Genomic DNA, 12,624 nt, shown 5'->3' with positions numbered 1-12,624 from the left:
GGTGGAATCTGCTCAGCGTGCCCTGAGAAGCTACGAGCCAGCGTTTGCCGCGATCGGCAAGCGACTCTATGCCTTCAACACGGCCAAGGTAGGCAAGGCGCAATTCGACAAGGTGGGCGAATTCGGCCAGGCCGTCAAAGACGCGTTCAACAAGGTGGTCGCCGAGGCGGTCACGGGTAGCACCTTCCATGATCACCAGATTGGCACGCTGGGCGACGACATGCCGCTCACCATCGATGCGGAGAAGGCCAATGGCAAGGAAAAGGGTGAATTCACGCTGTACGTGAACGTGGGTGATCTGCCGCTGCGCGTGACGACCAATGCTGGCATGGGCGAAACCGTCGATGCCGTGGGGTTAGGGCGCCGTGTCGTCAACCAGGTCAATAACATCAGCACCGACCTGGAGAAAGCAAAATCCAGCCTGGCCGCCGGCCAAACCGACCTGATCCGCTTGCGCAAGAAGATGGGAGCGCCATTCGAGCATCAGCAGGAGCTGGCCGAGAAATATGGTGATCTCAAGCGCCTCGAAGAAGAATTGCGTCTGGAAGGCATGGCCCCGGCCGCCGTGCCCGTTGTCATCAATGAGGATGGCGCCACGGCGGAAGAGGCGGGCGCGTCCCCGGTCCTGGCCTTTAGCCGCTCGCGCATCGACAGCGACGACCCACTGGTCAACATCTTCACGGAAATTGCCCAGGATGACGATGCTTTCCGCCTGCCCGATAGCGCCGGCACGACGCTGGCCACCGTCATTGGAGACATCGCGCCAGGCTTGAGCGTGGACGAATACCGTGGCGCCGGCAAGGATGAAGACCAGCTGGTCCCGGTCGATCGCATCTGGACCGTGACCGACGAGGCACGCCCCGGCCTGTCCGCGTCTGTCTACCGCAACAACAAAAACAAGGAAATCTGGCTCGATATCTCGAACTGGACCGAAGGCAAGCGCGGCGCGCAGGTCTATCAGGCCGTTGCCACTTTCGCCAAGAATACGGGCCACACCTTCATCGGCGACCCACAAGGCCTGTCCGACAAGGCCCTGTACCGCCGTACCGAGCACATGATCTCTTCGGCGCTGCGCCACGGCACGACAGCGCATCTGGCGCCCCATTCGCGCCAGGTGGAGGCTGACGGTACCGCCGCCGGCGCCGCCGTGCGTCCGATCAAATGGACGGCTGGCGAGCATGCGGAAAACTTGCGTGAAATGCTGGTTTCGTCCTACACTAACATCCTGCAAGTTTTCCCAGAAATCAACAATGTTAGCTACAACTTTGCCCGCGCGCGCTTCGAGCGCTCTTCACCCGTTCGGGCACCTGCCGATGGGCTACGCATTGGCGAACCCGCTGCGGGAGAACGTGCTGATGAGCAAGGAACACAATCCGGACGAGCTCGAAGCGCTGACGGACGAGGCGCTGACAGCCATGATGAAGGCGCGGGGCAGTTCGGCCGAGTGGATGCAGATGCTTTCACGGACGCGGATTTTGCAGCTGCTGCGAGATCGCTTCGCAGTGCTTATGACGACCGCTTTCCATCCGGAAGAGGAGCGTATACGCCTCCGCTTGGCGTGTCTGATCTTAAGAGAGCGGCACTTGTCGCTACCGTATTACGCGAAGAGGGATCAGCAGCAGGGCGAGCAGTTCTGGATCAAGTTTCAGACCGGCTGCTACAACGAGTAAGCCCCCAGCTCGACTCCATTCTTTACAGCCGTGATGCGGAATACTTCCGTGATGACGGCAGTTTCCTGCCATTCGTTCCCGCCGGCGTTGATGCCGGCGCCGCTGCGCCCGTCGAGCTGACGGGCCGTGAGCTGCTGCAGGCGAAGAAATCAACCGAACAACTGAATCGGCAGCTGGCCAAGGCCGGCATGGCGCCCGTGCGCGCGCTGCGCGCGGCGCCCAACGTCAGTTTCGCCCTAGCGCGCCAGGTTGGCGAAGCGTTGGGTATCGAGGTCAATTTCGTCAGCAAAAGCGCCGACTTCGAAGGCGTGGCATACAACGGCACGGCCTACCTGGCCGATGGCATGCGCAATGCCGAACTGGCGATCGCTGGGCACGAGACACTGCACGCGCTCGAGCAAAGCAATCCTGCGTTGGGCGCCAAGCTGCGCGCGCAGATCCGCGGCTATCTGGGAGAGGGAGTAGTGCAGGATCGCCAGGCGGCTGAATTTGTCGTCAGCGGCTTCCAGGAGGTGACGCATGCCCAGGCCGAGGCCGAAGTAATCGCCGATATCAACGGCGCGATGTGGGTAGACCCGGTATTCTGGGCCGATCTGGCCAAGGCCGACCGTTCACTATTCCGCACCGTCGCCTATAAATTCATGGAGTTGGCGGCCAAGGCCATCAAGAGCTTGCGCAGTTCCCGCTTTGACGTTGCCAACCTGGTCAAGGACGTGGCGGCCGTGCGCGCCATCATGGTATCGACCTGGACGGAACACAACGCCCAGCGCGACGTGGCCGTATCCGGCGTGCTGCGCAGCACGGCCGAATCGTCAGTCGCCTTGCCGCGCGCTCAGTGGCTTGCGCACGAGGCGATAGCCAAAGAAGTTGACAACCGCATCGGCCAGTTTGCGCACCAGCCCACGGTGCGTATCCGCGACAGCGCTTTCGGGGTCTTGCCGGGTGTCGCATTTGATGAGCGGGTGTCCGGTGCTGTGTACGAAGACGTCATCTACTTGTTCCGTGACGCCCTGCCCAACCTGCGGGAGGTCCAGCGGACGCTGTTTCACGAGATGCTCCATTATGGGCTCCAGCGTTATTTGCCAAAAGACCAGTATATCACCCGCATGAAAACGCTCTACCAGCGCGATGCCTACTTCCGTTCGGAGGCGGACCGCTGGGCCAAGGGTGAGCAGGGCCAGGTGGCCGCCGCCTACGGCGGACAGGCGTATGCGCTGGCGCGCGGCGTCGACGAGGCGCTGGCCCAGCTGGCCGAGCCCAATGCCGGCGTGTACATCAAAAATGGCCTGCGCGACCGGGCCGAGCGTACCGTGCAACGCTGGCTGGCCAGCCTGGCGGAATTCTTCGGCATGCCAGAGACGGCCGCGTACTGGCGCAGCATCAAAAACGAAGAGGCCCGCACGCTGATCCAGCAGATTTTCCAGAAGATCGAGCACGATCTGCCGCCGGCGGATCCGTGGGCGGGCGGCGGCGCCGCTGCACAACGCTCCGCCACGCGCGGCGCTTCGAAGGTCAACAAGGGCAACCAAGATCGCGGCAACGCTAATATCGCTTTCAGCCGCGCCGGCATCGGCGAGGCCTTGAAAAATGCGACCAACAGCATCAATGCGGTCCGCCTGCCCGCGAACTACCGCGTAGGCGACCTATTCAACCAGTCGGGCAAGATCAGCTGGTGGCACAAGACCATCGGCACCATGGACAACCTGGCCAAGCGCGAACCCGCGTTCGCCCGGGTCTATGAGGCCGTGCAAAGCTTCATCGGCGACGTGTCGCGCTACGCGGTCGTGTCGGCCGACCTGGCGCCACGTCTGCTGCCCAAGTTGGAGGACATGGCGGACGTGATCGGCAGGAACCGCAAGAAAGCGCTGACAGCGGCCGACACCAAGGCCATTGGCGCGCCAATTTTCGAGGGCACCTTGGCCTGGGCACGCGACGAACACGACAAGCCGGTTCGGATTGCCGTGCTGGAAGCGAAGTTCGAGCAGATGACGACGGAACAAAAGGCCCAGGTCCTGCTGAGCAAGGGCGTCATCGATGACGGCCAGAATCAGGCCTGGATGCGCAACCCGCTCGACTTCTACGAGCGCATCATCAACAGCAAGTTTGCCGATACCCAGCTCAAGGCCGGTCTTGTATGGAGTGATGCCGAGCTGCGCAGCATGTTCCGCCTGAACGATGAGCAGATCGGCCTGTACCGCGAGTTCCGTGACGCGCTGGACAAGAGCCTGACCAATCTCACCATTTCCGAAATGGTGAAGCTGGGCGGCAAAGATGCCAGCGGCATGCTTGAGCGAGCTGTTGCGGCGCCGGATCTGGCCAGCGCCGGCGAACTGCTGCGCGATCATTTCATCGCCTTGGGCAAGCTGCATCCCGAAAAGCTCGATATCCACCTGGACACGGCCAAGCAGATCATGGACCTGGCCGACAAGGGAGAAGACCTGATGGACCGGGGCTATGCGCCCCTGTCGCGTTTCGGCAAGCATACGGTCTACGTCCAGAAGGATGGCGAGCAGCTGTATTTCGGCATGTTCGAGACGCAGTACGAGGCGTCGAAAATGGCGCGCGACATGGCCGCCGAGCACCCAAATGCCGACGTCTCGCAAGGCACGATCTCGGAAGACGCTTACAAGCTGTTCGCCGGCGTATCACCAGAGACGATCGAGCTGTTCGGCTCCATGGTCGGGCTCGATGACCAGGATGACCCGAAGCACAACGAGGTGTACCAGACCTACCTGAAACTGGCGAAGAACAACCGCAGTTCCATGAAGCGCCTGATTCAGCGCAAGGGCATCGCTGGCTTCTCCGAAGACGCGGGCCGCGTACTGGCCGGCTTCATCTACAGCAACGCCCGCCTGACGGCCGGCAATGCCCACCTGGGCAAGATCGATGAGGCGGTCACGGAAATTCCGAAGCAGCAAGGCGAATTGACCGATGCGGCCATGCAGCTACGCGAGCACATCCGCAATCCGGAAGGCGGCGGCAGCAAGCTGGGCGGCCTGATGTTCGCTCAATTCCTGGGCGGCTCCGTCGCATCGGCCATGGTCAACTTGACCCAGCCCTTCGCCATGACGATGCCGTACCTGTCGCAGTGGGGTGGCCTTGGCAAGGCTGGCAAGCGCCTCACTGCCGCCATTCGTGACGCGGCCAAGGATACGACGGGCGACGCCCGCCTCGACGCCGCAATGAAGTGGGCGGCGGAAGAGGGGATCGTGGCGCCGCAGGAGGTCCATTACCTGCAAGCGCAGGCGCAGGGCAAAGGCGGCTTGCGCTCCGGTGACGGCACGCGCGCCGGAAATACGCGTGCGCACATCAACAACGCTTTGTCCAAGGTGTCGCTGGGCTGGGGTAAGCTGTTTGCCATGGCCGAGCTGGCCAACCGCCGCATTACCTTCATCGCGGCCTATCGCACGGCCGTGGAAGAGGGGATGCCCAATCCGGAGCGCTTTGCGCAGCAGGCGGTCACGCAAACGCAGGGCATGTACAACGCCGGCAACAAGCCAAAATGGGCGCGTAGCACCATTGGCGGGCTGCTGATGACGTTCAAGCAGTATTCCATCGCCTACCTGGAGCTGCTGTCGCGCATGGCCTTCGCGGGTGAACCTGGCTCGAAAGAACGTGCAGCGGGCCGCCGCGCGGCACTGTACATGGTCGCCGTGCTGTTCCTGATGGGCGGCGCCGATGGCCTGCCGTTCGAGCAGGACCTGGAGGATGCGCTCGATGGCATCTTGCAGCGGCTCGGCTATAACTTCTCGACCAAGCGCAAGAAGCAAGAGTTCCTGACCGACGTGCTGGGCCAGGGCGGCGCCGATTTTGCCCTGAAGGGTTTGTCGGCCATGCCGGGCATGCCCATCGACGTCGCCGGCCGCTTCGGCATGGGCAACCTGATTCCCGGCACTGGCCTGCTGACGAAGAAGGATTCGTACACCCGCGACCTGGGCGAACTGGCCGGCCCTGCCGGCGACTTCGTCAAGCGCGTCTTTACGGGTACCGGCAAGGCTCTCGGCGGTGATCTGCTGGGTGGCGCACTGGAAATGTCGCCGGCGGCCGTGCGCAATCTGGCCAAGGGCGGCGATATGCTCGTCACGGGCGCCTACCGCGATACCCGTGGCTATACGGTCAACGAGACATCGCCGACGGAAGCGGTGATGAAGATGATCGGCTTCCAGCCCAACAGCACGGCCGACATTCAAGGGCAGAAGGGCCAGGCCCTGGATATGATCAGCCAGAACCGGATGCGATCCAGCGAAATCGCCGAGCACTGGGCGCAGGGCCTGGCCAACGGCAAGCCGGGAATGGTGCAGGAGGCGCGCGCCATGCGTGACGACTGGAACGAGAAAAATCCAGAGGCACCGATTCGTGTCAGTTTGCCGGGCATCATCCGCCGGGTGCGCGCGATGCGCCAGGATGCGCTGGCCCGCACGCAGAAGACCGCGCCAGCCGCGCTGAAACAAACAGTGCGCGCCGAGCTGGCCAGTGTCAGGGATTAAGCCCTGAATGAAAAAATCCCCGGGCAAACCCGGGGATTTTTATATAAGGCTATTTCTTACTTTCATCCACGGACGCTGAGAAATCGACTTCGTCATCATCCAGTTCCTTGAGCCATTCAGCATACTCGACTGTATTGCAGTTCTTGCATGGTGGAGCCCAAGTCGATGGATCGTAGCCATCATCATCCATGTCGCGCATGTAGCCATCCTGGCACATCAGGTCTGGATAGCTGGTGCCGCCGCTATAGCCTTGCAAGAAGCAGCTTGTTGGCCTTGGTTTAGAGCGCCGATATTTGCGGCGCTGCTGGGCGTTCATGAAGCTGCCTTACTGGCAGCGATAGTGGCGACGATGGCACGGGCAAACTCAACGCGCAGGCTAGTTTCGTGGTCGTCGTGGCCTATTCCTATTTCGCAAGATGCGGCGATGTCATAAATGCGCTCATCCGTCATTTCTTTGGCATAGCCCTGCACTGCTGGGGCGATAGGAGCGGCCGTTATGTGCAGGGCGCGGATGGCTGCGGCAATCTTTTCACCCAGTTCGGCTTGCATCTTCATCGCGTGAGGCACCGGCCCGAGGTAATCGCGCGGGGCCGCTGTAAATTTGATTGCGAGATTCGCAGCCTGTTCCAGCACTATCGACAGATGCTCAACGGAAGCGGGCACGTCCTGCTCTTGGCATGAACGCATACGCAAGGCCCGCGCCAACTGCCAGGCAAAGTCGCCAGCAAGGCCGTTGCTGCCACCTTCGGCGCGAATATAGCGATGGTAAGTTGTATCCGAGAAATGCTTCTCCATGAACTGCACCAGATATTCGCGTGACTGTTCGGTATCCATGCTTTCCGGTTCTTGCGGCAGCAAAGTGGCGCTTGCGCGGGCGGCAGCTTGTAGTTCCTCGATGGCATTCAGTATCGGCTCGGCGCCACCGTCATTCGGGTCCAGGCCCAGTTTCTCGTTTACTGCCCCCAGCTCTTCGCAGGCCGCCATAAACATACGAGTGTTGCTCTTCAGCTCCTTGATTAACGCCAGCACGGCCGCAGGGTTAGCCGCAGCGATGTACGCGCAGTTAGCTTTGGTAATGTCGGCAGCAGCCAAGGTGGCAACGCGGGTGCCATTGGCCGCACTGATCTCCGGGTCGACCGTCTCGGTCATGGGAGAGAAGAACCACGGCCCCGGCGTTGCTGAGCGCGCCAGTACTTCAATGTTATCGATGTCGATCATAAATGTTACTCCATAAGATAAATTCTGCTGGGAAGCGGTGGTATCGCGTCGCCCAGCATCGCGCACGACAGGCCTGCATTCAATTCGCATTGTCGTATTCGCTATTCAGGCCAATGTGTAGGCCGCGCCCGCCAGTGTGGCCGCCACGAAAATACAGATAACGACCATGGCCGCACGAGCGATGGTGACGTTCATGCTGCCCTCGCCATCATTGCTTCATGTTTGCAATTAGCCCGAATAACAGCAATTGCAGGTGGTGGCGACACGCTATTACCGATCATGCGCACCTGCGCACTGCCGGAAAGCGCCTTCGTCACGGTCTTGCCACGTTTGTTGACTTGGGTATAGAGAGGATCGAGGATGTAATCCGCTGGGAAGCCTTGGGCGTTGGCCAGCTCGCGCGGCTTGAGCATGCGCAAGCCAATATCGACCACTTCCATCATGACGCCATGGATTATGACCAACTCTGGAAATTCCTCCCCTTTCAAGCTCGGGCAGAATTCCCAAAGGAAATCACGGATCTCCTGCCGCCTTGCCTCATAGGCGCTGCGTTCGATGGGCGCGGCCAATGTCGTGCGCACCTCGGCATGGTGTTGGCCGCCGGCCGTGACGGTGCCCAGCGGATCGGCAACATCAGCGGCCGTGCTGGTTCCATGCAGCCGAATTAAATTGCTCGTGACCAGAGCATGGCGATTTTCAGTCACGATGGTACCCAAGGGATTATCGACAGACCAGGTATCGCGGTCGCCGTTCCTCTGGTTGTCGATGCCCACCAGATGCGCGGTTACCAGCGACGTATGATCCGACGTGGTCACGGTCGGCATCGGCTGCTCGACACTGGCGCCAACCACACCTTTGTAATGCTTGGCCAGGTAGGCGCATGTGATGCCGATGCGGTCCTTTGTCACGATGGCCGGCATAGGGTCTTCCAGGCTGCGGTTCTGGCTGCCGTTCGAATAATATTGTACGAGCGAAGCGGCCACGACAGCATGCTTGCCGCCACCTGCAACGATCGTGCCGAGCGGATTTTCGATATCCAGTGCGCGCGGGGCCTGGCCCGGCGCTTCGCCATACCCCATTTGCACCATCGATACGGCCGCAAGTGCCAATTCGCCGCGGTTGGCGCATGTGACCGTAGGCATGGGCTCAAGTGGCCCGCTGATACGGTCGCTCCCTTGGTGCGTCAGCGGCACAAGGACAGGCGATACCAGCGCTGCGCCATTCCCGCCTGCCAGCACTGTTTGCAGCGGTTCGGTAATATCTCGTACGCCTGAGCCCCAACGTTTGGCGCCGGAAGGTGATGTTTCTCCATGGGCGCATTCAACAATGTAGGGATTGGCCGCGTCCTTCGTATAGCGCTCGAAGCCTTTTCCGATGCGGCTCTTGGTGGGTGGCTTCAATTCCCTTTTTCGGCCAAAAATGGACGGACATGGGATCGACCAGTCAATGCAGCTGGCTGCGCTCAGGTATGGCAGTAGTCGGCCAGCCTTCACGGCTGCAGAACCGCGTGGGCCATGCGTCGGCTCGGGCCACACAATCGGCAAGCCGTCACGGCGCATGACCATGAACAGGCGTTTGCGAATGGTAGGGGCGCCAAAGTCACACGCTTTGAGCACGCGCCATTCCACTTTGTAGCCCAAGCCTGTATGCAGCCGCTCGACGGGGAAGTCAGCGCCCAGCGTGGCGTAGATCTCTTCGAGATCAGGGTGGCCACGCTCGATGCCGGTGGTGAGCACCTGCACAAAGGCTTCAAACGTGCGCCCCTTGAGGGCTTTGATCGGCCGCCCAGCGGCATCGAGCGGCCCCCATCCCAAGAATTCCTCCACGTTCTCCAGGAACATGAGGCGCGGCATTTGCATGGCGCCCCACTTGACCGTCACCCAAGCCAGGCCGCGCACTTTTTGGTCTAGCAGGTTACCGCCCTTCGCCTTGGAAAAGTGGGTGCAGGTGGGTGAAAACCACGCAGCGCCAATGGGCCGTTGTTTCGTCACGAAGCCCGGGTGGACCATGAAGACGTCTTCGGTGTAGTGCGCCGTTGTCGGGTGGTTGGCTGCGTGCATGCACAGCGCCTCGCCATCATGATTGATGGCGATGTCGGGTTCGCGGCCCAGCGCGATGGCCAGCGCCGTGCTGGCGCCGCCGCCGCCGGCAAAGTTGTCCACGATCAGTTCATGGCCCAAGTCGAGCGACATGGTGAAGTTGTCGCGCTTCATGCTGCGGCTCCTTCGGGAAGGGCGGTGACTTTGGAGGCGTCGTATTTCTTGATGCCCCAGGCCAGTGCATAGCAACACCAGCGGATGCTGGTCGTAAATTCGGTGAAGTCGTGCTCGAACAGTTCCTCGAACTGCCAGCTATATTCCTTTTTCGGGTGCGGGTTATAACAGAAGTCATAGGCGGCGAGTTCTGCGCGATCTGCGCCGTCCCCCAGCCGGTACAGCACCTCGTCGTCTACCGCTTCCCACAACTGGCGCCGGCTGTCCTTGTCGAGCGCGCCCGTTGCCTTGGCATCGCGCATCCACTGCACGCGGTATTCATTGATGACGCGTTTGAACTTGTCCTCGACGAATGCCTTGACCTTGCCACCGTCACGGTTGCCATCGACAGCAATCAGTTTCTCCGTCCAGTATTCCACGTTGATATGCAGCGTATCCGCATCGCCACCTTCGACGCTGGAGGTGCGAAAGAACGCAAACATATCAGGCACGCGTTGAAACACATAGGTGCCCATGTCTCCGGTATAGCAGAGGTGGCCCGGCCAGGTGATCAGGTCGAAATGGGCGTTGTTGGTGCCAGGTTGCTTGAAGCGGATATGGCGGTTGTTCCCTTCGTCACGAATCACGATCATGTCATGTTTAGCAATATCCTTGAAGAACTGCGCTTCGGTGAGGCGGTAACTCATGCAACCACCGCCGCAGGCGTCAGGTCCAGGGATATCGCCGTTGGCTGACGGCGGTAGTCCTTGATCACCGTCCCGTCCCGATCGAAATAGCGCGTTTCCCACCAGGGATGGCAGTTGCTCGGCCCCTTGCCGTACTTGAGGCGATTGGCAAATACGACGTCCAGGTTGGCGCTAGAATTCATGCCAACGATGGTGCCCATGCTGCCCGCCACTTCCACCTGCATGCCCAGGCGCACCCACTCCATGCCACGGCAGCGGATCATATCAGCGATGAATTGCGCTTCTTTGGTGATCTTCGTCATGCCGCCACCTCGCCGCGTGCGGTCGCCAGCGCCGTGTCGCGCGCCAGCTGGGCCATCAACGGGACCCACATCAAGTCCCAGAAATCGACGCAATGGGGGTGCGCGCGCGTTTCAGCGGAAAAGCCCGCAATGCAATTATTGAACAGGTGCAGCGACAGGTCGCTATGAAACAGGTTGGCCCAGAACTGGTCGAGGTTGCGCGCGTCGCACACATGGCCGACTTCTTCGAAGCACCAGCGCGCCTGCTCGGCATCGAACTTGCGCTGGCGGCGCAGGGTGATAGTACGCGCTTGCAGCACCTTTTCTTGCGCTTCGCGGTCGAAGATGCGGCTGGCGTCGCCACGCAGCTGCTGCATGACGTCATCAAAGCGCAGGCCCCGCAAGAAGGGGATCGGGTTGCCGCCCGTCCCATTCCAGCGGTGGCAAAACGGGCCGAAGGAGCTATCGGCCATGAAGGTCACGGAATCGGCGCCGATATCGAGCGCGATCGTTGCATGCTGCCCATCGGTGGTACGCATGGAATAACGGGTGATTTGTTTCTGGTGGATCATTGTCATGGTGTCCTGTGTGAATTAAACGCGCGCGCTGTCGAGCGTGCCGGCCTCTTTCATTTTCAGCGCCCAGTTCGGCAGGCGCCCGCGTCCACTCCAGGTGTTATTCGCGTCAGTCGGGTCGCGGAATTTGATCGGGGCTTTTTTTACGTCGCCCTTGTCGCCCTTGGCCACCAGGTCTTTCAGGTTGATGCCTGCATTCTTGGCAATCTCGGCGATTTGCGCGCGGGCGTTGCTGATTGCATCGGTATTGCGTTTCTCGATGAGCTTGGCAACGTCCGATTGCAGGCCTTTTAATTCAGGAATCGTCAGGGTGGATATATCAACTGTGTTCATGCTTTCTCCGTGGTTAAAGTGCGAGTTACAACAAACTGTTGTAATGATAGGGGCAAACTATCCACGAAGACAACGAAAATTTAAACAAATTGGCACAATTCATTTAAAAAGCGTTTTTAAGCGGGCATGTAGACGTTTTAAAACGGCATGCTAAAACGCACGATGGCAGGGCAATTTCTGGGAATAACCCTGCGCCGTGGCGACGCAGGGTGGGTGAGGAAGGGAGGTGGATTAGGCCGCGTGTAGCGAGACGATCTGGGCATGCACCTGGCGTGGTGCAGCAGCTGCGCTGCTATCGGCATCGCGGCGTTTGTCGCGGGCGCGAATCTCGCGCCGCATCGGCCCCTGCGCCGCCAGGATCTGATCGAGCAGGCATTGCACGTCGGCCGGCTCCACGATCAATTCCTGCGTGTCCGGGCGCGCCGCGTGGAGCTCGGCAAAGAGAGGTAAACGGTACAGCTCGCTGCTGGTCGCCGCCTCGCATAATTCAGGTTGCGTATCGCGCCAGCTCATTTCCTTCAACGATGGCATCTGGAGCACATGGGTGCTACGCCCACCGGCGCGCTGTAACTCAATATGGGGGCTGTCTTCATCCACTGCGGCATACCAGGCCCGTTCCTGGCGTTCAAAGTTGGAGTAGTTGCCGAAATGCGCGCTGTTTGGCCCGCCACCATAGCCCCGGTCCATGCGCGTTCTGCGCAAGAGCGTGCCGCCCCGCAGCTGGCCGAACAACGTCAGCTCCAGGCGTTCGTGGTGCAGCATCGCTCGCGAGGCATAGGGGTCCATGTAGTTTTCGTCCAGGGCCAGCTTCCAGCCCTGCCGGCCCAGGAGGTACGTGTTCGAGAAGAACCCGCACAACTGGACCGGAACGGGCTCGGACTGCACCAGGGGGATGCGATCAGTTAAACGAGCCATCTTCGATGCTCGCTTGCAGATCCGTAATTTCCGCCTCGCAGTTACGCACGACCTGCAGCGCGCTTTCGCGCCGGCGCAGTGCCGCCACCAGCGCATTCTTGGCCTTGGTACGGCGTTCTTCGCCCACTTCCTTGGTGGCTTCTTTCATCAGCTTTTTGACATCGATCATGGTGTTCTCCTGGTGGGTAGGTTGGGGCAGGCGACTGCGTGGCGCCTGGAGGTGCAATACATGGATGGCAGGCGGGC

The 12,624-nt window shown here is 60.6% G+C and carries 10 protein-coding genes; 1 reads left to right on the top strand and 9 read right to left on the bottom strand.

The features are described 5' to 3' along the window. Positions 1–6,157 (top strand): PLxRFG domain-containing protein (locus tag HDE72_RS25500; protein WP_183747862.1); only part of this gene is annotated, 6,157 nt, incomplete at its 5' end. 49 nt (positions 6,158–6,206) lie between these two features. On the opposite strand, the gene HDE72_RS25495 is transcribed toward HDE72_RS25500, so the two are convergent. The 9 genes from HDE72_RS25495 to HDE72_RS25455 form a co-directional block, all read right to left on the bottom strand. After that, positions 6,207–6,473: a hypothetical protein gene (locus tag HDE72_RS25495; RefSeq protein WP_183747860.1), complete on the bottom strand. Its 267-nt coding sequence runs from the start codon at positions 6,471–6,473 to the stop codon at positions 6,207–6,209. Beyond that, positions 6,470–7,375, bottom strand: coding sequence for a hypothetical protein (locus HDE72_RS25490; RefSeq protein ID WP_183747857.1), 906 nt, complete (start codon positions 7,373–7,375; stop codon positions 6,470–6,472). Before HDE72_RS25490 ends, HDE72_RS25495 begins: the two co-directional genes overlap by 4 nt. A 191-nt stretch (positions 7,376–7,566) precedes the next feature. Continuing rightward, on the bottom strand, positions 7,567–9,588 hold the full coding sequence (locus HDE72_RS25485) for a DNA cytosine methyltransferase (protein WP_183747854.1): 2,022 nt from the start codon (positions 9,586–9,588) through the stop codon (positions 7,567–7,569). Next, on the bottom strand, positions 9,585–10,274 hold the full coding sequence (locus HDE72_RS25480) for a hypothetical protein (RefSeq protein ID WP_183747851.1): 690 nt from the start codon (positions 10,272–10,274) through the stop codon (positions 9,585–9,587). The genes HDE72_RS25485 and HDE72_RS25480 overlap by 4 nt, the downstream gene beginning before the upstream one ends. Further along, positions 10,271–10,576, bottom strand: coding sequence for a hypothetical protein (locus HDE72_RS25475; protein ID WP_183747848.1), 306 nt, complete (start codon positions 10,574–10,576; stop codon positions 10,271–10,273). The genes HDE72_RS25480 and HDE72_RS25475 overlap by 4 nt, the downstream gene beginning before the upstream one ends. Then, on the bottom strand, positions 10,573–11,133 hold the full coding sequence (locus HDE72_RS25470) for a phiTE_072 family protein (protein WP_183747845.1): 561 nt from the start codon (positions 11,131–11,133) through the stop codon (positions 10,573–10,575). Before HDE72_RS25470 ends, HDE72_RS25475 begins: the two co-directional genes overlap by 4 nt. A gap of 15 nt (positions 11,134–11,148) precedes the next feature. Then, on the bottom strand, positions 11,149–11,463 hold the full coding sequence (locus HDE72_RS25465; protein WP_183747842.1) for an H-NS histone family protein: 315 nt from the start codon (positions 11,461–11,463) through the stop codon (positions 11,149–11,151). A gap of 231 nt (positions 11,464–11,694) precedes the next feature. Beyond that, positions 11,695–12,249 (bottom strand): hypothetical protein, encoded by a 555-nt coding sequence (locus tag HDE72_RS25460; protein WP_183759336.1) that lies wholly within the window; start codon positions 12,247–12,249, stop codon positions 11,695–11,697. Positions 12,250–12,361: 112 nt separating this feature from the next. Beyond that, complete coding sequence (locus HDE72_RS25455; RefSeq protein ID WP_183747837.1) at positions 12,362–12,547, bottom strand: hypothetical protein; 186 nt, start codon at positions 12,545–12,547, stop codon at positions 12,362–12,364. Positions 12,548–12,624: the final 77 nt, after the last annotated feature.

The organism is Janthinobacterium saanense, assembly GCF_014200675.1.
GTDB lineage: Bacteria > Pseudomonadota > Gammaproteobacteria > Burkholderiales > Burkholderiaceae_D > Janthinobacterium.
This window is presented reverse-complemented; position numbering and strand designations above follow the sequence as displayed.

Coding starts and splice junctions, on each gene's coding strand:
- HDE72_RS25475 (WP_183747848.1), bottom strand. CDS start 10,576: ATGACGAAGATCACCAAAGAAGCGCAATTCATCGCTGATATGATCCGC.
- HDE72_RS25480 (WP_183747851.1), bottom strand. CDS start 10,274: ATGAGTTACCGCCTCACCGAAGCGCAGTTCTTCAAGGATATTGCTAAA.
- HDE72_RS25470 (WP_183747845.1), bottom strand. CDS start 11,133: ATGACAATGATCCACCAGAAACAAATCACCCGTTATTCCATGCGTACC.
- HDE72_RS25455 (WP_183747837.1), bottom strand. CDS start 12,547: ATGATCGATGTCAAAAAGCTGATGAAAGAAGCCACCAAGGAAGTGGGC.
- HDE72_RS25485 (WP_183747854.1), bottom strand. CDS start 9,588: ATGAAGCGCGACAACTTCACCATGTCGCTCGACTTGGGCCATGAACTG.
- HDE72_RS25465 (WP_183747842.1), bottom strand. CDS start 11,463: ATGAACACAGTTGATATATCCACCCTGACGATTCCTGAATTAAAAGGC.
- HDE72_RS25460 (WP_183759336.1), bottom strand. CDS start 12,249: ATGGACCCCTATGCCTCGCGAGCGATGCTGCACCACGAACGCCTGGAG.
- HDE72_RS25490 (WP_183747857.1), bottom strand. CDS start 7,375: ATGATCGACATCGATAACATTGAAGTACTGGCGCGCTCAGCAACGCCG.
- HDE72_RS25495 (WP_183747860.1), bottom strand. CDS start 6,473: ATGAACGCCCAGCAGCGCCGCAAATATCGGCGCTCTAAACCAAGGCCA.